This is a genomic window from uncultured Chitinophaga sp. (assembly GCF_937898475.1).
In the GTDB taxonomy this organism is placed as follows: Bacteria; Bacteroidota; Bacteroidia; order Chitinophagales; family Chitinophagaceae; genus Chitinophaga.
Window position 1 is genome coordinate 163,211 of record NZ_CALEJS010000025.1, and the last position, 22,491, is coordinate 185,701.

22 protein-coding genes are annotated in these 22,491 nt (G+C 51.0%); 5 read left to right on the forward strand and 17 right to left on the reverse strand.

The window, feature by feature from the left end; genetic code table 11:
- Positions 1–58: 58 nt before the first annotated feature.
- From Q0577_RS16830 to Q0577_RS16905, 16 genes are all read right to left on the reverse strand, one after another.
- Positions 59–679 carry a hypothetical protein gene (locus tag Q0577_RS16830; protein WP_298738240.1) on the reverse strand — a complete coding sequence of 207 codons (621 nt, stop codon included), beginning with the start codon at positions 677–679 and terminating at the stop codon, positions 59–61.
- Positions 672–1,925 carry an NAD(P)/FAD-dependent oxidoreductase gene (locus Q0577_RS16835; RefSeq protein ID WP_298738242.1) on the reverse strand — a complete coding sequence of 418 codons (1,254 nt, stop codon included), beginning with the start codon at positions 1,923–1,925 and terminating at the stop codon, positions 672–674. Before Q0577_RS16835 ends, Q0577_RS16830 begins: the two co-directional genes overlap by 8 nt.
- 51 nt (positions 1,926–1,976) lie before the next feature.
- Positions 1,977–3,047, reverse strand: coding sequence for a methyltransferase (locus Q0577_RS16840; protein ID WP_298738244.1), 1,071 nt, complete (start codon positions 3,045–3,047; stop codon positions 1,977–1,979).
- A gap of 95 nt (positions 3,048–3,142) precedes the next feature.
- Positions 3,143–4,294 carry a beta-ketoacyl synthase N-terminal-like domain-containing protein gene (locus tag Q0577_RS16845; protein ID WP_298738246.1) on the reverse strand — a complete coding sequence of 384 codons (1,152 nt, stop codon included), beginning with the start codon at positions 4,292–4,294 and terminating at the stop codon, positions 3,143–3,145.
- A 24-nt stretch (positions 4,295–4,318) separates the two neighbouring features.
- Entirely contained in the window at positions 4,319–4,753 is a 435-nt protein-coding gene (locus Q0577_RS16850) for an acyl-CoA thioesterase (protein ID WP_298738248.1), read from the reverse strand.
- A gap of 97 nt (positions 4,754–4,850) precedes the next feature.
- Positions 4,851–5,270 (reverse strand): 3-hydroxyacyl-ACP dehydratase, encoded by a 420-nt coding sequence (locus tag Q0577_RS16855; protein WP_298738250.1) that lies wholly within the window; start codon positions 5,268–5,270, stop codon positions 4,851–4,853.
- A gap of 17 nt (positions 5,271–5,287) precedes the next feature.
- Positions 5,288–6,184: a lipid A biosynthesis acyltransferase gene (locus tag Q0577_RS16860; protein ID WP_298738252.1), complete on the reverse strand. Its 897-nt coding sequence runs from the start codon at positions 6,182–6,184 to the stop codon at positions 5,288–5,290.
- On the reverse strand, positions 6,184–6,441 hold the full coding sequence (locus Q0577_RS16865; RefSeq protein ID WP_298738254.1) for an acyl carrier protein: 258 nt from the start codon (positions 6,439–6,441) through the stop codon (positions 6,184–6,186). The genes Q0577_RS16860 and Q0577_RS16865 overlap by 1 nt, the downstream gene beginning before the upstream one ends.
- Positions 6,442–6,603: 162 nt before the next feature.
- Positions 6,604–7,830: a beta-ketoacyl-[acyl-carrier-protein] synthase family protein gene (locus tag Q0577_RS16870; protein ID WP_298738256.1), complete on the reverse strand. Its 1,227-nt coding sequence runs from the start codon at positions 7,828–7,830 to the stop codon at positions 6,604–6,606.
- Between the two features lie 87 nt (positions 7,831–7,917).
- Complete coding sequence (gene fabG / locus Q0577_RS16875; RefSeq protein WP_298738257.1) at positions 7,918–8,646, reverse strand: 3-oxoacyl-ACP reductase FabG; 729 nt, start codon at positions 8,644–8,646, stop codon at positions 7,918–7,920.
- Between the two features lie 73 nt (positions 8,647–8,719).
- A complete protein-coding gene (locus Q0577_RS16880; protein WP_298738260.1) occupies positions 8,720–10,255 on the reverse strand; it encodes a histidine ammonia-lyase in 1,536 nt (511 codons plus the stop codon).
- Positions 10,256–10,480: 225 nt separating this feature from the next.
- On the reverse strand, positions 10,481–11,776 hold the full coding sequence (locus tag Q0577_RS16885) for a hemolysin family protein (RefSeq protein ID WP_298738262.1): 1,296 nt from the start codon (positions 11,774–11,776) through the stop codon (positions 10,481–10,483).
- A gap of 24 nt (positions 11,777–11,800) precedes the next feature.
- Positions 11,801–12,538, reverse strand: coding sequence for a ZIP family metal transporter (locus tag Q0577_RS16890; RefSeq protein WP_298738264.1), 738 nt, complete (start codon positions 12,536–12,538; stop codon positions 11,801–11,803).
- Entirely contained in the window at positions 12,535–13,113 is a 579-nt protein-coding gene (locus Q0577_RS16895) for a phosphatase PAP2 family protein (RefSeq protein ID WP_298738266.1), read from the reverse strand. Before Q0577_RS16895 ends, Q0577_RS16890 begins: the two co-directional genes overlap by 4 nt.
- A 5-nt stretch (positions 13,114–13,118) precedes the next feature.
- A complete protein-coding gene (locus Q0577_RS16900; RefSeq protein ID WP_298738268.1) occupies positions 13,119–13,868 on the reverse strand; it encodes a class I SAM-dependent methyltransferase in 750 nt (249 codons plus the stop codon).
- Positions 13,869–13,947: 79 nt separating this feature from the next.
- The gene (locus tag Q0577_RS16905) at positions 13,948–15,963 is read right to left on the reverse strand and encodes an LTA synthase family protein (protein WP_298738270.1); all 2,016 of its coding nucleotides are present in this window, start codon (positions 15,961–15,963) and stop codon (positions 13,948–13,950) included.
- Positions 15,964–16,128: 165 nt separating this feature from the next.
- Here Q0577_RS16905 and glmM point away from each other — a divergent pair, with 165 nt between their 5' ends.
- The 4 genes from glmM to Q0577_RS16925 all read left to right on the forward strand — a co-directional run bounded on the left by glmM (position 16,129) and on the right by Q0577_RS16925 (position 21,307).
- Positions 16,129–17,514: a phosphoglucosamine mutase gene (glmM, locus tag Q0577_RS16910; RefSeq protein WP_298738272.1), complete on the forward strand. Its 1,386-nt coding sequence runs from the start codon at positions 16,129–16,131 to the stop codon at positions 17,512–17,514.
- A 97-nt stretch (positions 17,515–17,611) separates the two neighbouring features.
- On the forward strand, positions 17,612–18,739 hold the full coding sequence (locus Q0577_RS16915) for a cysteine desulfurase family protein (protein ID WP_298738275.1): 1,128 nt from the start codon (positions 17,612–17,614) through the stop codon (positions 18,737–18,739).
- Between the two features lie 298 nt (positions 18,740–19,037).
- Positions 19,038–20,252, forward strand: coding sequence for a parallel beta-helix domain-containing protein (locus tag Q0577_RS16920; RefSeq protein WP_298738277.1), 1,215 nt, complete (start codon positions 19,038–19,040; stop codon positions 20,250–20,252).
- On the forward strand, positions 20,249–21,307 hold the full coding sequence (locus Q0577_RS16925; RefSeq protein WP_298738279.1) for an SO2930 family diheme c-type cytochrome: 1,059 nt from the start codon (positions 20,249–20,251) through the stop codon (positions 21,305–21,307). Before Q0577_RS16920 ends, Q0577_RS16925 begins: the two co-directional genes overlap by 4 nt.
- Before the next feature lie 9 nt (positions 21,308–21,316).
- Here the strand turns inward: Q0577_RS16925 and Q0577_RS16930 are convergent, their stop codons facing one another.
- A complete protein-coding gene (locus tag Q0577_RS16930) occupies positions 21,317–21,994 on the reverse strand; it encodes a helix-turn-helix transcriptional regulator (protein ID WP_298738280.1) in 678 nt (225 codons plus the stop codon).
- 103 nt (positions 21,995–22,097) lie between these two features.
- Between Q0577_RS16930 and Q0577_RS16935 the strand changes: the two genes are divergently transcribed.
- Positions 22,098–22,490 (forward strand): YbjN domain-containing protein, encoded by a 393-nt coding sequence (locus Q0577_RS16935; protein WP_298738282.1) that lies wholly within the window; start codon positions 22,098–22,100, stop codon positions 22,488–22,490.
- Position 22,491: the final 1 nt, after the last annotated feature.

Here is a 22,491-nt window from a genome sequence, read left to right on the forward strand (position 1 = left end):
TGAAAGTTTGATACGTTCGCGAACGGTAAAACCTTCAAACGCTCAAACTTTTAAACTTTCAACTTTCAAATATTTTCTGAAGGTTGTCTGCGGTGAAGGGCAATGCCCCCTCCACGTCCTTTCGCTCCACCATATACAATACCGCTTCGTATTGCTGATCCATTACTTCCAGCCAGCCACAGATGCAGGCGGTAGCTGCACCGCTGCCCAGCAGCAGTGCAGCGCAGGCAAATACCTGTGCTGCATCGAAACGGTTGTTCACAAAAAATGCATGCTCCCCTTTAAACCCGTGACGGATACAGATCTCCCCGATCACAATATTAGGCAGTGTGTACACAAACAGCGCCGGGCTTGGAATATCCTTTACTGATTGATAGTACCGCACATCCGTATCCAGCGATGCGCTGCGGTTGCTCAGCACCAGGGCCACCTGCTCAGGCAGATGGTCTACAGCAGGCGCCGCCTGCAGCAATACCTCTGCCGCCAGCCATCCCAGCTTACAGAGGTTGTCCATTTTATGGAACTTGGGATACTGCCCCGCAAAACGATCATACCCGTTGCGGAGGAATTCCTGCAGCGAAGCCGCAGATTCGTCCTGCCACAACAGCTGGCCATTGCAGTATACCCGCTGCTGGCGGATCACGCAATGACCGGTGATATATGCGGTTTGATTATTCAAGATTCCCTTCCTTTATTTTCTCTGTCAGCTCAATGGTGCGGGCCAGGCGTTTCAGCGCCGTATCATGGTTGGCTACAAAAGGATTACTCATATCCCATACGTAACCCGCCAGTACGGAGCAGATCTGCTGCTTCACTTTCGGATCCGGATCAGGCTTGAAGAAGATGGTATCCAGTGTACCTTCATACCAGGCCATCACATAAGAGCGGAAAGTATTTACGCCCTGCATGGTAGGCTCCATATACTCCTTCTCCCAGTCTACCTGTTCTCCTTTCAGCTTGCGGATCACCAGTTTGGCGGCCGTCTGGCTGGATACACAGGCCAAAGTTACGCCAGATGAAAAGATCGGGTCCAGGAATTCGGTCACATTACCGGTGAGCACAAATCCTTCCCCGTAAAATTTATCGGTCGTGGCAGACCAGGATTCCAGTACACGGGGCTCAAACACCAGTTCCACATCCCTGAAGCGTTCCCTGGTAAAAGGCTCAGCTTCCAGCAATGCGCGGTACTGCTGCTCCGGCGTACCGGGATACTGCGCAAAAAATTCCGGATCGCCTACAAAGCCCAGCGAGGTAACACCGGTAGAGAAGGGGATGATCCAGATCCACACGCCTTTCTGATGTACCACCGCCGTAATACGGTTTGGCTCGTCGGCCATGGAACGGCGTACGTCGTTGGTATGCGCAAACAGCGCCCTGCGCGGCTGCAGGCTGGAAGATTTTTCCAGGTTGAACAGGCGGGGTATTACCCTGCCGTAACCGCTGCCATCCACGATGAAGCGGGCCTGTATCTCGTGCTGGTTACCGTGGCTGTCTGCTACGGTGGTCACACTTTCCTGGCCGTTAAAGCGTATGCCCGTTACAGTTGTTTCATACGCAATGGGAATACCCATTTGCTCACAGGTATCAGCCAGCGCTTTATCAAAGTCTGCACGGGTCACCTGCCAGGTCCAGGTCCAGCCGGCGGTATATTGCTCTTTGAAGGTAAAATCACACACGGCATTGTTCTTTACGAACTTGGCGCCATACTTCTCCTGGAAGCCTTTGGCCTTGATGGCGTCAATGAATCCTGCTTCCTGCAGGGCCTCCATGCTACGGGGCAACAGACTTTCGCCGATCACGAAACGGGGAAACTGCTGCTTCTCCACGATCTTCACTTTATACCCGGCCTGGTGAATGATGGATGCGGCTACAGTGCCTGCAGGGCCTGCGCCGATAACGAGTACATCCACTTGTTCTGTTTTCATTTGCTTTTTTTTATGCTGAATGCTGAACACTGAACGCGCCTGCATGATGCGTTACGCGTTCCTGACGCATTTCAGTAACGTATAATTCAATCCCATCTGGTCGTTCTCTTCCACTATCTTCAGCCCTGCGTTGTGTATGCACTGGAAGAACTCATCTGTATGGTACATCTGGCTGTTGCCATTGGCCATCGCTGTAAAGTACAGCGATGTTTGCTGCAGGCAGAAAGCCGCTGATTTAAATTGCTGCCGGTTCCAGAACGGTTCCAGTATGTAAATAGCCCCGTTCTCTGTCAGCGCCTCGCGGCAACGTTTCAGGATGGATTCTATCTCCGCCTCTGAGAAACAATCCAGGAACTGGCTCATCCAGATCACGTCAAATCCTTTCGGGAAAGGCAGGCTTTCATCAAGGATATTTGCCTCGTGAAAAGACACCCTGTCTGCCACCCCTGCTGCTGCCACCCGGCGCTGCGCAATGGCAATCTCACCGGGCAGGTCAAACATGGTGACCTTTACTTCCGGGTCATGTGCGGTACAGGCCAGGGTCCATTTACCGGTATTACCGCCAATGTCCAGCAGGGTACGGGGCTTGCTGCTGAAAACAGCCGCCAGCGCCTGCGGAAAAGCGAGGTCTGAATAGTAATGATCAAAATCAAACCAGGTTTTGCCTACTTCGGGCGGCAGCAGCGGAAGACCGGGATAGATGGTATCCCAGGGCCCCAGCTCCTGCAGGCCTGCCGGACGTCCTTCGCGGAGGCTGTCCTGCAGGTGATACATACCTTTATAGCATATGCCCTGTACAAAATCCATATTGATCCGGGTCAGTGTATCATGCTCAATAAAGTAACCGGTTTTGGTAAGCGAATAGCGCTTCTCATTTACGATCAGCAGTTCCATACCCAGCCCTGCTTCTACCAGTACCCTGATAGCATAGCGGGACAGCTTTACTTCCTGCATGATCTCATCAATGGTCATACCCTTGCCGCCGCTTTTGCTGATCAGTTTCAGGATGCCAAAGTCGCGCAATGCCCTGGCGGCCTGGAAAGCCACCGGCGCAAATGCCAGTTGTAAAGCCGCTTCCTTAGCCTGCAATGCTGTTTTCGTTTCTTTACTGAAAAATTCCATATGCTCTTTGCTTAACGCTTTATGCTAAATGCTTACCGCCTTACTGCCATGCTGCCTGCAGCACGCTGTATAATCATTGCGTGCCGCTTTCCGCTTTAAGCGTTCAGCGAAAAGACCACCGCCGCATTGCATCCCCCGAAACCAGATACGGTTTTCAGGTAATGCTGCATGGGCCGTTGTTCCAATTCCTTTATTACCTTCACCGGCATACTTACTCCCAGCTGTGCAAAACCGCTGGTGGGTATCAGTACCTGCTGCTGCAGTGCACGTATGCCGATGATCGCCTCTATCAGGCCGGCCGCCCCCAGGGTATGCCCGTAATAACCTTTCAGGCTGGTTACCGGCGTATCCTGCAAACCTGCCAGGTGCAGCGCTTTGGCCTCCATTTCGTCGTTATACAGGGTGGCGGTGCCATGTGCGGATACAAAACCGATGTCTTCGGGTGTAAGACCGCTGTTCAGCATGGCCAGGCGCATGGCCATTCCCAGCTCAGCGCCGGTTCTTGAAGGGCCTGAAATATGATTGGCATCGTTGCTTACAGATCCCGCCCTTACCATTGCAGCGCCCTCCGGGGCAAGGTCTTTCCGGTTGCTGAGGATCACCGTACCGGCTCCTTCGCCCAGGGTAACCCCCTTGCGGTCTGCATCAAAGGGGCGGCAGGGCTCCGGACTTACCGCCTGGAAAGACTGGAAACCCGACAGCACAAACTGCGTAACCACATCAGCGCCTGTTACCACGGCATGATCATAACGCCCGGAAGCGATCAGCCGCTGCGCCGTTAAAATAGCCAGCAGGCCCGATATACAGGCATTGCTGATCACCAGCGGCGTACCAGTATAATGAAAATGATCCGCCACTTTACGGGCGGTCACCATCAGTTCCATCTGCTCCGTCACCCGCGGCTCGTCCGGCTGCTGTTCCAGCAGCTCAATATTGCCCTTGGTGGTGGAAACAAGAAAAGCAGTACGGGGTGAGCTGATATCGATGCCGCTTTGAAATAAGGCGTCGCTTACTGATAATATCAGCAGCTGCTCAAACTTTGTATATCCCTGTAAGCCCGCAGCTGCACTATACGCCTGTAGCTGTTCGGAAGACAGCAGGGCGGCGTAAAACGGCGCGGGCGACAGCCGTGTATTGTCATGCAGCCGTATACCGCTATGACCGCCGGTAACAGCCGCAAAATTGGCTGCTGCCGAAACGCCCAGTGGCGATACAATGTTATCCGCTATAACATACACATTACTCATAGTCAGTTATCAGTTACCAGCTAATCACCCGCCACTTATCTGCAACAATCCCATCTGCTCCTTCCACGACCTGAAAAAAGGCGGGATCGTCAGTTGCAGGGTAGAGGTTTCCGTATCCAGGAAAACCTGCAATGAATAACCGTCCGCTACCAGCTCACCGGTGGCGGCGTTATACAGGGTATATTCAAACCTGATCTTGGCGGCGGGCGTGTCTGTATATTTTGTTTCCACTATCACGCGGTCGCCATAACGGAGGGAGCGTTTATAATTGCATTCTACTTTTACGATGGGTACCGTATAACCTTCCTTAAAAATGTCGAGGTAGCGCAAGCCGTATTTTTCTCCGAAAGCTTCCCTGCCGTCTTCAAAATACCGTACATAGTGCCCGTGCCACACAATCCCCAGGGGATCTGCCTCATTGAACTTCACCAGTATGTTTGCCCGCTCAGTTAATTCCATGATCTTTGCTTTGCGCACCCCAGGTGCTTCGGAGGCGGCTTTTTTTCTTTTCGTTATACCAGCCCTTCATCCAATCCTCCCCCGTTTCGTTCAGCCATCAGGCGCTGATAAATATTTTCATTTCGCATTGCGCGATCAGTTTACCATCCAGCATTACCTGCCCGGTTACCATCGTGGCATTCAGTACCTGCTGCCCTATTTCAGCCACGGTTTCTATGAAAGCGCCCACAGGCGGCAGTTCAAAGATCTCCAGGTCTTTTACGGCCCCGATATATCCCAGTGAGATCGGTTTGCTCTCCTGCGAGGCCAGCCAGCCTGCCCTGGCGGCAGCGGTCTGCGCAATGTTCTCCATCAGTCCCGGTGGGGTCAGCACACCATCCTGTACAAAAATATTGTCCGGGCTGATATGCAGTCCCGAACGCACAGTCCTGCCTTCCGCAGCCAGGATCCCGCCGATCATAACGAAGGGTGACCGCTGCGGGATGAATGCCGTAATATCGTCTGTGTGTATGAACATCTCTAACTCTTTGTACCTTACAATTGTGCTGTTTCCGTTATCTCCCAGAAGTCATAGTAGTTAAACCACTGCTCCGGGTACTTCCTCACTTTTTCCTCCAGTGCGCTTACAAATTCTGCCACGGCTTCCTCTACGCCCTGTTGCCTGCGCCCATGGTATTCGCGGGGCGGGGTGGCATACAGGTGGTAATGCGTGCCGGTTTCCTTAAAGGCGAACACCAGCGATACCGGTACCCTGAAGGTAGCCGCCAGTAAAAAAGGCCCGGCGGGAAACAACGCTTCCCCGCCCATAAAACGCATCTTCACCGTCTTATTGCCCTCCATGAACCGGTCTGCATGCATACATACCAGCTCATTATTGCTCAGCGCGTCATTAATAGCGTAAATGTGCGATAAATCGTCCTTAATTACAATAACATTTACATTCCGTTCGCCGGTAATGCCTTCCAGGTAGCTTTTAATACGCTGGTGCTCACCGTCAAACATCACGATATTGATACGGGTCTGCAGGCGTTTAAAAAGGTGCCCGGCTACCTCCCAGTTACCCAGGTGGGCGCTTAGCATAATGCCACCCTTTCCGGCGGCCACCAGCTCCCGTAAATAATGCTCCCCCTCGAACTGAAAAGTGAATTTATTGGGGATGCCCGCCATCACTACTATCTTGTCTATCAGTGTTTGCCCGAACAGGTAGTAGTTCCGGTATACGCCCAACAGCGAGCGGCGGCGGTTATATCCTATTTTTGTATGAAAATAATGGAAGATGGGACGGGAAGAGCTGTAGGAGAAAAGAAAGTAATACCCTGCCACAAACCTTAACAATAAATAAGCAGGCCTTACTCCTCCGTAACGCAACAATGCGATGAAAATGCGGTATCCCAGCTTGTTACCCTTGGACTTCCCCTGCCACGATGGCATTATACCAACTCTTTTTGTTTAATACGATGCGCTACATAATCGTAAAAGTCCTGGAAGGTAACGATGCTCTGAAAATCCTCCGGGTTCACCTTAAACCCGAAATTATTCTCAATCACCACCACCAGGTCTATATAATCCAGGCTGTCCAGTTCAAGGGTTGACTTCAAATTGGCTTCAGGCGAGATTTTAGCGGGGTCAGCTTCAAACTCCTCCACCAAAAACGCATTTGTTGTGTGTATGATCTCTTTAATGTCCATAGTTCGTGTAACTCCTTCCAGTATAGGTTAAGGTTGATTAAAAAATATTTAAATAATGTGAACAGTAATGGCCTTTCCCAATTGTTTCAATGGTAAATCGGCTCCAAAGTTAATAATATATTATAAGTTATCGCACAGCGCTTAAGTAACGGGGTTAATATTCTATTTTCCCTCCCACCTGCGGACAATCAGGGACGAGTTTGTACCGCCAAATCCAAAAGAATTAGACAAAAATATATTAAAATCTTTATTAATGGTACTGGCGGCTATATTTAATCTAGCCGCGTCCTCATCGGGGTGCTCCAGGTTAATATTCGGGGCAATGAAGCTGTGCTGCATCATCAGCATGGAGTAAACGATCTCGCTGGCGCCCGCCATCCAGCACTCATGGCCTGTCATCGACTTGGTAGAGCTGATATAGGGCCTGGAGGCGCCAAACACCTCATACAGGGCTTTTGCCTCGCTGGTATCGCCTGCCGGGGTAGAAGTAGCGTGGGCGTTGATGTAAGGAATGTCTTTCGGTTCCAGGCCTGCATCTTTCAGGGCAATCTGCAGCGATCTTACCGGGCCTTCCACCGTGGGATTGGAAATATGCGCGCCGTTGGAAGAGAAGCCATAGCCCAGCACTTCGCCCAGGATAGTGGCGCCCCGGCGCTGCGCTGATTCCAGGCTTTCCAGGATCACGGTAGCAGCGCCCCCGCTGGGTACCAGGCCGTCGCGGTCGCGGTCAAAAGGTCGGGACGCCTTTGCCGGATCATCTTCCCGTACAGAGAAGGTAGCGATACCGTCAAAGTTGCCCATGGCGTACATATTGATCTCCTGGGCCCCTCCGCAGATCACACAATCCTGCATGCCGCTCCTGATGAACATATAGCCCAGGCCGATGGCATGCGAGCCACTGGCGCAGGCTGCGCTCACACTGAAATTAATGCCCTTCAGCTTGAAGATGGTAGCCAGGTTCATATTAACGGTAGAGTTCATGGTCTGGAACACCGAACCTGAACCCACCAGCATTGTATCCTTTTTCTCCCGTATGATGTCCATAGATTCTATCACCGGTTTGGCGGTACTGTCATTACCAAACAGGATACCCACTTCCGTACGGTCTATATAATCCGCATCTATTCCCGATTGCGCCAGCGCTTCCCGGGTGCTCATATAGGCAAACTCCGCCTGCTCGGGCATGGTTAGCCGCGCCCTGCGGTCCAGCAATCCCTTCAGATCAGGCCGTTGTACATACCCCGTAAGGGCGGAACGATAACCGAACGCCTTCCTTTCCGGATCCATGATAATTCCTGACTTTCCATGGTACAGCGAATCCTTTACTTCCTCCAGGTTCTTACCAATACAGGAATAGATCCCCATACCTGTTATCACTACACGAGTCATATGCAAGCTATTGGCTTTTTGCTTTTAGCTGTCTGCGGCAGCCACAAAGGGCTAATGGCCGGTGGCCGACAGCTAACCGCTGTTATCTTAAGTATATAATCCCCCGTTTACAGACAGTACCTCACCCGTTACATAGGAGGATGCTTTGGAGGCAAAGAAGCCCACCGCATCCGCCACTTCTTCTGCCGTGCCAAAACGGTTCATCGGCACCAGGGTAGCCAGCTCCTTTTCATTCAGCTCGGCGGTCATGTCTGTTTTGATATAGCCCGGGGCCACTGCATTTACCGTTACCCCTCTTTTGGCAACTTCCTGGGCCAGGGCCTTGGTAGCGCCTATAATACCGGCTTTGGCGGCCGAATAATTGGTCTGCCCGGGCAACCCCTTGATACCTGATAATGAAACAATATTGATGATCCGGCCGTAACGCTTCAGCAACATGCCGTTCAGCACCTGCTTGGTTACGTAGAAGAATCCGTTCAAACTGGTATTCAATACATTGTGCCACTGGGTGCTATTCATCCAGAAAAGCAGGTTGTCTTCCCGTATACCCGCATTATTCACCAGCACCTCCACCTGTTTATCTTTATTGCTCTCCAGCCAGGCGCCCAGCACCTGCTGCACGTCCGTTTCACTGCCCACATCAAACTGCAGCAACGCTCCATTGCCGCCCGCCGCACGTACCCCATCCAGGGTTTCCTGCGCAGCGGCCGCATTGCCTTTATAGTTGATGATCACATAATAGCCCATGGCGGCCATCTTCAAACATATTGCCCGTCCTATTCCTCTTGACCCGCCGGTAACTAAAGCACAGTTCATATAATTCAGGTTGCTTAATTATTAATAGCAGCTATCAGCTGTTAGCATTTAGCCAGCTGCCAATAGCTAACAGCTACACCATCACCGGTACCTGTTCTACCAGGTATTCCTTGATCTTTTGCAGATCCTTATACTTAGGGCTGTCCTCGATAAATTTAGGGAAAATAGCCCTTACTTCCCGGTAGATGCGCTGTGAGAAGCTGGAGAGCCTGTCCTGGCAGTTCAGGTAATCTACAGCCTGCAGCATGGTCATTACCTGGATGGACAGCACTTCAAAAGTATTCTCTATTACCCGGTTAGCCATCAGGGCGGCGTTACAGCCCATGCTCACAATATCCTGGTTATCATTGTTATTGGGAATACTGTGCACATACATGGGGAAAGACAGTGTCTGGTTCTCCGCCACGGTAGAGGTAGCGGTGAACTGCACGCCCTGCATGCCGAAATTGAAGCCCAGCTTGCCCAGGTTCATAAAGGGCGGGAACTTGTGGTTCAGCTTGTCGTTCATCAGGTAGTTCAGCTGCCTTTCAGAAAGCATGCTTAAACGGGTGATGGCGATCTTCAGCTTGTCCATTTCCAGGGAGATATAGTCGCCATGGAAATTACCGCCGTGATATACGTTCTTGTGATGATGGTCTACCACCGGGTTATCGCTGACGGAGTTCAGCTCCTGTGTCACCACTTTCTCTGCCTGCTGCAGGGTGTCGTACACAGGGCCCAGTATCTGCGGCACACAGCGCAGGGAGTAGTACTCCTGCACCTTGTCTTTAAAGATCTCTTCTTCCAGCTCTTTATACAGGTGGTCCGGGCGGTGCCGTATCATTTTGCTGTCTTTCAGCATATCGCGCATCACTTCGGCGATCCGGTTCTGTCCCCGGTGTTGCTTCACCACATTCAGCTCGTAGGACAGGTGATCGTCGAAAGCTTCCACTATTTCATTAATCATGGCAGAGAGGGTGCAGCTCCAGCCCAGCAGTTTTTTGGCCTCGATGAGGTTTACCAGCCCGGCGCCCGTCATGGCCGAAGTACCGTTGATCACGGCCAGGCCTTCGCGGATATGCACTTTCATAGGCTGCAGCCCCAGCCTGGCAAATACCGCTGCCGCAGGCTGTATCTTATCTTCATACAGCACCTCTCCTTCTCCTATCAGCACCAGCGCCAGGTGCGCCAGCTGTACCAGGTCGCCGCTGGCGCCCACCCCGCCGTGCTCAAACACACAGGGATAAACATCGTTATTGATCAGCTCTTTCAGCAGGATCACCACATCCGGGTGCACCCCTGAATGAGCCTGCATAAAACTGTTCAGGCGGGCAATCATCAGGCCTTTGGTCAGCAGCGGGGCCAGGCATTTCCCCGCGCCGGAGCTGTGGCTCCTGATCAGGTTGTACTGCAGTTGCAGCGTATCTGCCTCCGGTATACGGTACTGGGCCATAGGTCCAAAACCGGTGTTGATACCATAGATCAGTTTTTTGGCAGAGAATTGCTGCAGGAACAGGAAATTATCCCGTACCTGCTGTAAAGCTCCTTCTTCCAGCTCCAGCTTTTCATGCCCAAACAGCACACGGTATACTTCATCTAAGGAAAGCGCCTTACTTCCTACTAGGATCATTATTTTAAATTAAATTATTTACTATATGTAAAAACGCACAAAGGTAATAAAATAGTCCCGTTGAAAGTTCAAAAGTTTGAGGGATTAAACGTTTGAGGTTTGAGGTTCGTTGAAGGTTAAAGGTTAAAAATTGCCGTCTTACCTGATCAGCAACCTGTATCAGGTAAAGTCTTTGCCCTTAACCGCTGACTTCCAACGAACCTCAAACCTCAAACTTTCAAACGTTTATTCTTCCGCGTCTGTTGGTTGTGGCGTTGTCACCATCACTTTATCAATGCGGTGAACATCCATATCGACGATCTCAAAGGTAAATCCTCTCCATTCAAATTTCTCACCTGTTTGGGGGATATGTTCCAGGTGGTGCAGTATAAAGCCTGCGAGGGTATCGAATTCCTGCTCGAATTCGGCCATCCAGTCTTCCTTGTCAAATTCGCTGAGGAAATCGTAGAAGGGTATCTGTGCGTCTACCAGGTAAGTGCCGTCTTCCCGCTTTACCATTTCATAGTCTTCGGGCTGGCCGGTTTCAGGCATATCGCCTACAATCGCCTCCAGGATGTCGTTCAGGGTGATCATCCCCAGGAAGGTGCCGTATTCATCCACGATAAAGGCGGCATGTACCTGGGTTTCCTTGAACTTTTCAAGTACCTGGTAAGCAGTATTATTTTCCGGTACAAACAGGGGTTTACGGATCAGCGGCTTCAGCGAAAAATTGTTGCTGGCCGCCGCGGCATACAGGTCTTTAATGGAAATGATGCCCTTGATGCTGTCTATCTGGCCCTCGCACACCGGGTAAACGGAGTGCAGGCTGTTATTGATCCTGCGTTTGGAGCTCTCAACCGGTTCATTGATGTCCAGCCATACAATATCGGTACGGTGGGTCATCAGGGAGGTGATGTTACGGTCGCCCAGGTGAAATACCCGTTCAATGATCTCCTGTTCCGTTTCTTCAATGGCCCCTGAGCTGGTGCCTTCGTTGATCATGGCCTTGATCTCCTCTTCCGTTATATGCTGATCGGAGGTTTTTAATTTAAAGACCCTGACAATTAAGTTGGTAGAAACGCTCAAAAACCAGATGAAGGGAAAGGTAAGCCGCGACACCATGGTCATGGGCTGCGCCATGGTTTTGGCAATGAATTCCGGGCGGGCCAGTCCGATGCGTTTGGGTACCAGCTCTCCCAGCACCAGTGAAAAGTAGGTGATAACGATCACGATCACGCCGGTAGCAATACCGCTGCTGTAGGGGCGGAATACTTCAATCTGGCTGATGTATGCCATCAGGTCAGCTTTCAGGTTCTCGCCGGAGTAGATACCGGTAAGGATACCTATCAGTGTAATGCCTATTTGAACGGTGGAAAGGAATTTATCCGGGTTGTTGGCCAGTTTTAGCGCTGCCTTTGCCTGTTCATCGCCTTTGTTGGCCTGATGCTCTAACCTGACCTTACGTGCGGAAACCATGGCTATCTCTGACATTGAGAAAATTCCATTCAGTAGGATCAGGATGAGGATAATGACGACTTCCATGATATAAAGGCTAAAAATAAAAAATTATTCAAATATTAAGGTAAGAAATGCCAAAACAATCCCCGCAGCAAACGCCAGTACTTTACGCCTGCTCAATTCATGGTGACGGGTGCCGCTTTCATAGAATATAGTAGTGGAAATATGCAGAAATGCGCCTATTACCAGGGCGGTAAGGTAAACCAGTGATGCGGTAAGGGTGGCGGATTGATCGCCCAGCAGGCTTGCCAGCAGGGCCGCCAGGGGCGTTACCAGCGAGAACAGGGCCAGTATCCGCCATAAGGCGGCACGAGGCTGATGTGCATGCGTCATCACCGTGATCAGGGTAAGGGCCTCCGGCACCTTGTGCGCCGCAATGCCCAGCGCCAGGGAAGGCAGGGCAGACCTGTCTTCAAACCGCAACCCCAGCGGAATACCCTCCATAAAGGCATGGATAGACAATCCCACCAGCAGCGGGCTAACGGATATATGGTGATGGTGGCCGGTGGCAGGCGGGAGGTGCGTATGACCATGTTCCATGCCATGCGACAGCTGCTGCAGGAATACCTGCAGGAAAAAGCCCAGTACGATATATACACCTGCCGTATGCCCCAGTTCCTGGTACACTTCCGGCAGCAGGTGCATGATCGTGATCCCGAAAAGAAATGCACCGGTAAAGGCCAGGAGGTATATAGGTAAATTGGGATGCAGCCGCTTAACGGTCATAGGAATGACTCCGCCGCCAATCGTAGCTGCCAGTATTAATATCAAATAACTCCAGTTCATGTTGTTGTTGCTGCTTCCAGTCTGATACGGCGCTGAAAAAATCCGCCGCTTAACAAGCCTATCAAAATGCCCAGCAGCGCCCCGCCCGCAATATCCAGGGGATAATGCACCCCCACATACACCTGGGCATAGCCAATGGCAATGGCCCAGACGAAGAACAGCCACACGAAACGCTGAAAAGCCGGTTTTAAAGTTATGAAACAAAATGTACCCAGCGCAAAATGATTGGCCGCATGGCTGGAGGTAAAGCTGCCGCTCATGGGACAATAAGTTACCAGCACCCTTACAAACTGGCTCAGCAGCGGATCACGGCAGGGCCGGATGCGCCCCACGGCATCTTTCAGAAAACTGCTGGCCTGGTCGGCTATTCCGAAAGAAACAATGAAGAACACGATCCAGAAAAAGCCTCTCCATTTGTAGTTAATGACTGCAAACAGCGCCAGGAACAGGTACAGCGGCGCCCACAGGTAAGGCTCCCTCACCCAGGGCAGCACCGCATCGAACCAGGAATTGGCCCACTGGTTATTAATACGGAAAAACAATTTCAGATCCAATCGTAGCAGCCAGTCCAGCATAAGTCCTAGTTTTTAGATTTCTCCCCGATGATCACCATTCTTGGCGAGCGGGCAGCATCATAAGCGTTAAAATGATAATCCCCAAAGATATCCAATATCCTTAATCCCTGCCGCCGGAACATCCTTTCAAAATCATCCCGGGTAAACGCCTTTACACTTTCGGTAAACACCGCTCGCAGCGGTTTTTCCGGGTCTTCTATCCGGATCTCCTTCAGGAAACGGTTATCTTCCATCTCCCGCTTTATGTCAAACACCACCTGGCCAATGTGTTTCACTTCGCCGGGCACCAGGTGCGCCGCCACATAGGGACTGTTCAGGTAATCCAGCACCACACGGCCGCCCGGCTTCAGCGATTGCTTTAACATACGCAGGGCATTGTCATTATCCCGCTGCGTATCAAAGTAGCCGAAACTGGTAAAGAAGTTGAACACCACATCAAAATAGTTGATGCGGAAAGGCAGGCGCATATCATGCTGGTAAAAATGCAGATGATCGTTCTCCATTTTTTTGGCGGCATTGATGCTTTCTATGGAAAGATCAATGCCCGTTACGTCAAAGCCCATGTCTGCCAAATACCTGGCATGACGGCCGCGGCCACACGCTACATCCAGCATCAGCGCTCCCGGCGCCGGCTGCAGGTAGGCCAGCAGCTTATCTATAAAGGCAGCTGCCTCCTTCTCATCCCGGTTGTTATACAACAGGTGGTAATAAGGAGAGTTGAACCAGTCTTTGAACCATTGTTTGTGGACGTCCATGGTGTTGGAGCTGTTAGCAGTTAGCTGTTAGCTTTTGGCAAAAAATGTTTGCCAATGGTAAAAAGCTAACAGCCAACAGCTATTTTTTATTGTTAAACATCAAATATCGTGTGCTTTCATAAAACCCCTGCGTTAAATTATTCAGCGCGGCAGCCGTATCGCCATGCTGGGCCTGTACATCCTTCAGGGCATCGCCTTTCAGGTTATACAGCGCTGTTTTGCCGCTCTTCATATTGATCTCATAGAGGTATTGCTCACCGATGGAAGCAATATACCACTGCAGGTTCTTTACGTAAGAGATAAACGCATAACGGCTGGTATAGCTGGTATCCAGCAGGTCTGTACCCAGGGTATAGTTCCTGTAAGGTATACCGGCCAGCCGGGCCACGGTAGGGTATACATCCAGCAGGCTGCCGGGCCGGGTGATGGTTTGCGGCGCAATCAGCTTAGGGCTGTAGATGATACAGGGCACATGTTCCATACCGCTGCCCAGCTCATACTCCGGGAAAGGCATGTGATGATACGGGTTTTGGATACAGTTATGATCGCCGAAAAATACAAAGATCGTATTGTCCAGGTACCCGCCTTCCCTGGCCATTTTTATCAGCTGGCCCAGGTTATAGTCCAGGTAACGCAGCGCATTGAACTGGTCAAGCGACACAAAGCCTGATTCCCTGAACTTGTTCATGTCTATATCCTTTTCCGTTACCTTCCTGAAATCGCCCGCACCCGCGGTGGTAGTGAAGGGCGCGTGGTTGTCTGCCGTTTGCAGGAAGGCGATGAAAGGCTTTTTACGCTCATGGGCGTCTTTGAATATCTCGCTGGCCTCTTTGATCAGGTCATAATCCGAAACGCCCCATACATCCGCTTTGGCAGCCTTGAAATATCCTTCTTCATAGATCTTTATACCTTCCACGTTATTGGTGAACACGGCCCGGATATTGGCCCAGTTGGTATTGCCGCCCAGCAGGTAATATTTTTCATAGCCTTTGAACTGGTCCATGATAATGCGCTGGTCTACCATCTGCGGATGCCTGCTGGCAGTTTTATTGACGGTAATATCCGGCAGTCCGGTAGTAACGCCATACACCGTACGGGCGGTACTTACGGCCGGTACATAGAAATTCCTGAACAGGATACCGCTGTCGGCCAGCTTTTTCATGTTGGGCGTGCCCTGCATCGGGTTGTTGAACATACTGGTGACCGATGCGCCGGTAGACTCCATCATCACCAGCACAATATTAGGCCTGGACGCTCTTTCTTCTCCCGCCACGTTACGCACATAATTCAGCTTCGCCACATCCGGCGTATCCACCCGCAGGTATTCCGCCATATAGGGGTAAAACCGGCGGGTCCTGTTTTCGTCAAAGGTATCGCCCTTCACACTGAAATTGTTCACGAAGTACAATACCGGGTTCAGTGCCAGGCTGGTAATACCGTTGTCCCTGGTGAACATGGCCTGGCTCCAGCGCAGCGGGAAGTAGGCAAAATTGCCATAGATGCCTGCGGCAAACAAGAGCACCAGCCCGGCAATCCAGCCGGTATAACGCCAGCCCTTTACCGTAGCAGGCGGCTGCTGCGACAGTTTACGGAAGGTGAACACCTGCAGGCGGTATGCCAGGAACAGGAACAGCGCAATACCGATCATGCCCCGTACTACCGGGTAGCTCTGCCATACCATCCTGGCATTATCTGCCCGCTCGCCGGAGGCCAGGAAGCGGGTAACGGAAGGATCCAGGCGAAGCCCCAGGTAAGCATAATGCCCCAGGTCCAGTATATATAATAAGGTGAGCAGCAGGTATACCACGAACAGGTATACGAAACTGATCTTTTTGAATACAGGCAATGTAAAGAAACGGTTCCTGCTGAACACTGCCAGGAGACCAAGGGGGATGATCAGCAGCAGGGTAAGGCGCAGATCGAACTTCAGCCCCAGGTACCAGGCTTTTGCAATGATGCCGCTGTCTGTTATGGTAGATGTAAAGAAGAAGAAGTAGAAGATCAGGCGAAAAAACACCGTCAGTAAATAGAGGTACAGTGTCTGGACCAACACATACCGAATATACCGGGGTATATTCTTCCACAAGTAGTTCATGTAATACTTAAACGTTTATTATTAGTCTGCCTGCTTATTATAAAAAATTTTAAGGCATAGCTGCAAAGATAGGAAAGTTTCAACGTATCAACGTTTCAACATCTTATTAAATAACCCGATTTTGAACGGGATTTTTTTATCTTTGCCTTCCTTAAAATTGAATTTGTGGCACTGATCAAATCGATATCCGGCATCCGGGGAACCATTGGCGGCAGGCCCGGTGAAGGACTTTCTCCATTAGATGTAGTAAAATTTACGGCAGCATACGGAACCTGGTTAACCAAACAGCAATCAGACAATAAAAAGGTGGTAATTGGCCGTGATGGCCGTATTTCAGGTGAACTGGTCAGGAACCTGGTCGTGTCTGCCCTGAACGGACTGGGACTGGACGTCGTTGACCTGGGACTCTCCACCACCCCTACCGTAGAGATTGCCGTTAAAATGGAACAGGCCGCCGGCGGCATTATCATCACCGCCAGCCACAACCCCAAAGAATGGAACGCCCTCAAACTGCTGAACAGCGATGGCGAATTCATTTCAGGGGAAGATGGAATTGCGCTGCTGGAGATCGCCCAGAGCGAAGACTTCTCTTTTGCCGACGTAAACAAGCTGGGTACCTGCCAGGCTGACGACAGCTACCTGCAGAAACATATTGACCTGGTGGTGAACCATCCCCTGGTGGATGTTGACGCCATCCGCAGCCGCGATTTCAAGATCGTAGTGGATGCCGTAAACTCTACCGGCGCCATCTTCGTTCCCGCCCTGCTCAAAGCCCTGGGCGTAAACCAGGTGGAAGTGCTCTTCGGTGAAGTGAATGGCCGCTTCAGCCACAACCCCGAACCGCTGCCCGAAAACCTTACTGCCCTGTCTAACGAGGTAAACCGCTCCAACGCCGACCTGGGCATCGCGGTAGACCCCGATGTAGACCGCCTCTGCTTTGTATGTGAAGATGGCAGCATGTTCGGTGAGGAATATACCCTGGTGGCCGTAGCCGATTATGTGCTGAACAGGAAAAAAGGCAATACCGTTTCCAACCTCTCCTCTACCCAGGCCCTGAAGGATATTACGCTGAAACACGGCGGCGAATACCATCCTTCTGCCGTAGGTGAGGTGAACGTGGTGAAAAAGATGAAAGAAGTGAACGCCGTAATAGGCGGTGAAGGCAACGGCGGCATCATCGTTCCGGACCTGCACTACGGCCGTGATGCACTGATCGGTATCGGGCTGTTCCTGAGCCATGTGGCGCACAGCAAAAAGAACCTGAAGAACCTGCGTAACAGCTATCCGGACTACTTCATCTCCAAGAACAAGATAGAACTGGATAAAGGGGTAGACGTAAAGACCATCTTCGAAAAGATCAAAGGCAAGTATAAGAACCAGCCCACCAATACCGAAGACGGGCTTAAGATAGAGTTTGAAAAAGACTGGGTGCACCTCCGTACCTCCAACACAGAGCCTATCATCCGCATCTACGCCGAAAGCCAGTTTGAAACCACGGCAGATAACATTGCCCGCAGGATCATGGCCGATATCAGGGAGTTTATGCACTGATAGCTAAAAAAATACGACATTTGTGGGCGCTTAATAAGCGCCCATTTTTATTTTATGTTGTGATTTACTATCAATTATCAAAAACCACCTACCAACCTTGAAAAGAATTTATTTCGACAATGCAGCTACCACACCGCTGGATCAGGCCGTGCTGGATGCAATGCTGCCGTATATGACGGACAAATTCGGCAACCCGTCGTCCATCTACTCCTACGGACGGGAATCAAGACTGGGTATTGAAAATGCCCGTAAATCCGTTGCTAAAATACTGAACGCCCACCCGGGAGAGATCTTCTTTACCTCCGGCGGCACGGAAAGCAGCAATACTGCCATTAACGCCGCTGTCAGGGACCTGGGTTGCAGGCATATCATCACTTCAGAGATCGAACACCACGCCACCCTGCACACCGTAGCATACCTGAGCAAGTCACAGGGCATCCAGCTCTCCTACGTACGCCTGCTCCCCAACGGGCATGTGGATATGGACAACCTGCGCCAGCTGCTGGCCGGCTCCTCCAAAAGATGCCTGGTCACCCTGATGCATGCCAACAACGAAATAGGCAACCTGCTGGACATCCATGCCGTGGGTAACCTCTGCAAAGAGTTTGATGCCATCTTTCATTCCGATACCGTACAAACCGTTGGCCACTACCCTTTTGACCTGCGCAACACCCCCGTACATTTCATCAATGGCGCCGGTCATAAATTTCATGGTCCCAAAGGCATAGGCATCCTCTACGTGAACGAGAACGTAAAGATCACCCCCTACCTGCAGGGCGGCGCCCAGGAACGCAATATGCGCGCAGGCACGGAAAACCTTTACGGCATCATCGGCTTTGCCAAAGCACTTGAACTGGCCACTGAACATTACGAAGCGCACAGCCGTTATATTAACGACCTGCGTATGTACATGGCAGATCAGCTGGAAAAACACCTGCCCGGCATCACCTTCAACGGCGATCTGCGCGGGCGCAGCCTCTATACCGTGCTGAATGTGTCTTTCCCGAAGTCTGAAAAGAGTGAAATGATCCTCTTTAACCTGGACATCAACGGGATCTGCGCCTCCGGCGGCAGCGCCTGTACCTCCGGCGCCGATCTGGGCTCTCATGTGATCCGCGCCATCAGCAGCGATCCTAACCGCATCAGCGTACGGTTCTCCTTCTCCCGGCAGAATACAAAGGAAGAAGTGGATACCGTGATAGAACGCCTGAAAGAACTGGTATAAATAACATTTTTCAGTAAACAGGCCTCCGTACCGGTGTGCGGAGGCCTGTTTATTCGTGGTATTCTCCCTGTCATCTGCAGCTGCAGCTGCAGCTGCATCCCGGAATACCGCAGCAATTTTGTATAAATGTCGTATAGATGACGTACCTCTTATAAGAGCTACTATATCGCTACTATATCGGTACTATATGGGTACTATATCCCCGGGTGTAAGTGCAGTGCGGAACGAGTTGGGAGGCTATCCTACCCTTACTGAACTATTTTCCGTATATTTAATCAGCCTGTAAAACCACGTTTCTATGCGCTTCATCCCCATTTTAACCCTGGGCGCGCTGACAATCATCTGCCACCAGCCCCTTTATGCCCAACAGGACATACAGAAAAAATTCCAGCGACAACTGATCACCGCCGAAGACGGAGCCGTTATTGAGCTGCCCGCAGGCACCTTTCAGCTGTCTTCCACCCTCTCCCTTGAAGGTAAGAAAAAAGTGCTGATCAGCGGCGCCGGTATGGATAAGACCATCCTGAGCTTTAAAGGGCAGACAGAAGGCGCTGAAGGCCTCCGTGTGTCCAATGCCAGCGATATTACCATCCGCGACCTTACCGTGCAGGATACCAGGGGAGACGGTATCAAAACCATGAACGTCACCGGTATTGCTTTCAAGCAGGTGAAGGTGGAGTGGACAGGCCCGCCGGCCAAAGAGAACGGCGCCTATGGCCTGTACCCCGTACAGTGCCAACAGGTGCTGATAGACAGCTGCACCGCCATCGGCGCTTCTGATGCAGGCCTGTATATTGGCCAGTCAAAAGACATTGTGGTGCGCAACAGTATTGCCCGGCACAATGTAGCCGGTATTGAAATAGAGAACTCCCTCCATGCAGAAGTATACCAGAACGAAGCCTATGAGAACACCGGCGGCATCCTGGTATTTGACCTGCCAGACCTGGTGCAGAAAAAAGGCGGATATGTAAAGGTGTATAACAACAACATTCACCATAACAATTTGCCCAACTTTGCGCCCAAAGGTAATACCGTGGCCAAAGTGCCCGCCGGTACGGGCGTCATGGTGCTGGCCACCAGTCATGTAGAGGTGTTCAATAACAGGATCCATTACAACAACAGCGCAGGTACCGCCATCATCAGCTATTTCATGACAGAGAACCCTATTAAGGATACTACCTATATGCCCTACCCTGCCACCGTGTATATACACGACAATGATTACCTGCGGGAGAACGTGCGCTTCCAGGGAAAAGGCCGCATGGGTATGCTGTTCCGCTTCAAGCTGCGCTTCGGTAAGAACGTGCCGCATATTATATACGACGGCATCCTGAACAAGGATTGGACAGGCCCCGATGGACAGTATAAACCTGAATACCGCATCTGTATCGGTCCAAATAACAACGCCAGCTTTGCCAACCTGGATGCAGGCAACAAGTTCAAAAACGTATCGCGCGATATGCAGCCCTATAACTGCGCCAATACCATTACCACTACTACCAGCGCGCAATGAGCAGCATCCGTTATATCATCTACGGCCTGCTCTGCGCAGGATGGCTGACCGCTTTACTGGCCTCCGGGCCGCATGCACGCAGTAATGTGTACGCGCCTAAGGAAACCCTTTCGGAATACGGCTTCTTTAAAGGCAATATGGCAGACCAGGTACCGGTAGCAGGCATTATGCCCTACCAGCTGAACACCCCCCTGTTCTCTGATTATGCGGAAAAGCTGCGTTTTATTCAATTGCCGCCGGATAGTGTGATCACTTATGACCCGGAAGATGTAATGTATATCCCTATCGGCGCTACGCTCATCAAAACATTCTATTACCCCCATGATATGCGGCATCCTGAAAAAGGACGGCGCCTCCTGGAAACCCGCCTGCTGGTGCACACACCGGGCGGGTGGAAAGCGTGGACCTACATCTGGAACGATGAACAAACGGAAGCGTACCTGGAAGTAGCCGGAGACCGTAAACCCGTTCGCTTCACCGATCTTAAGGGGCGCGATGTTGCTTTTGATTACATTATTCCCAATGTGAACCAGTGCAAAGGCTGTCATAATACCAACGAAGTATTAATGCCCATAGGGCCTGTTGCACGGCAGCTCAATGGCGATTATCCCTACGGCAGCGGGCCTGAAAACCAGCTGCAGCACTGGATAAAGGCGGGCATACTGCGGGGACTCACCGCTGCAGCGCAGGCGCCCCGCGCACCGGTATGGAACGATCCCGCCAGCGGCAGCCTGGAAGACCGGGCACGTACCTGGCTGGAGATCAATTGTGCACACTGCCATAAACCGGATGGTCCTGCCAGAACATCCGGGCTCTTTCTGAACATTAACGAACATGACCCTACGAAGATAGGTATACTGAAACCGCCCGTGGCAGCTGGCCGCGGTGCGGCAGATCTTAAGTATGATATTGTGCCGGGGCACCCGGAAAAGTCTATTCTTGTTTACCGCATGGCATCAACTGATCCGGGTATCATGATGCCGGAGCTAAGCCGTAAGCTAACGCATAAGGAAGGATTGGAGCTGGTGAAACAGTGGATAAGGGAAATGAAGTGAAGCCGCCTGTTACACCACATGGCCATATATTGCGAACAATTTCCAGAACACGTCTGCTGTTTTAAAATCGAAACGCTGTTTCTTAAAATCGTTCAGCACCAGTTCTATCTTTTCACCTTTTATTTCATACTTCCCGATCATGATCTCCTTCCCTGCCGCATACAGCCCGGTGTTATGCTGGCAAAGGTGAATGTTCTCCTGCGTAACGGCCTCGAATATCAGCACATCATTCATTTTGCAGGGCGGCATGGCTTCATGATGCGGAATGTTGCGGTTAAAGGTGAGCGCCACCAGGTGACGATTGCCGGGTTCCGGCAGCACCAGTTTGGGAAATGCGCTCCAGTCGTTATACGCCATCTCGCCGTTGCAGCATTTCATATAGATGTTATCATTGAGGAACGGCACCTCGCGTAACTGGAGGTTGATGATATGATTTTCCTCCCCGATCAGCTTGTCGCCATTAAATTTCAGGATCTCGTTGATCGTCAGGTGCTCTTTGATAAAATTATCCAGGGGTATGCAAAAATAATTGGCAATCCGCACGACGGTCTCTATCCTCGGTTCGGCGCGATTCTCCTCATAAGAGGATATATTCCCCCTGGTCAGCTCGAACAGATCCGCAAAAGCCTGCTGGCTAAGGCCTTTGGTAGTACGTATCTTCTTGATATTGGCTCCTATTTTTGTCATCCCCGCAAAGATAAGGTTAATTCTTTTATCAAAGTTGCTAATTTAATTTGCAATTTTCCGGGAGTTTTGTATTTTTGTTTCACAATAGACCAAATCCACCCCGATGAATCATTTCGACACTATAGCAACGTTTGCCACCAGGCTTAACTGCAGGATCGTCTATAAGAACGAACAGAACGGCATCCTGAAGATCGATAACCAGCCTGATGGCATTCATAACCTTATCATCGGCATTGCACCGCCGATACTGATCATGGAGCAATACCTGTTCTCTTTCCGGGAAGATCATGCGGATATGTTTAAAAAACTGCTGCAGAAGAACAGGGATACCATTCACGGCGCCTTTGTGATCAGTGAAGACGGCAATAAAGTGTTGTTCCGGTACACCATGCAGCTGGAGAACATCGACTTCAACGAATTTGAAGGCGCCATTAATTCGCTGGGATTACTGCTAAGCGAATATGCACAACAGATCATTGATTTTTCAAAACTATAAA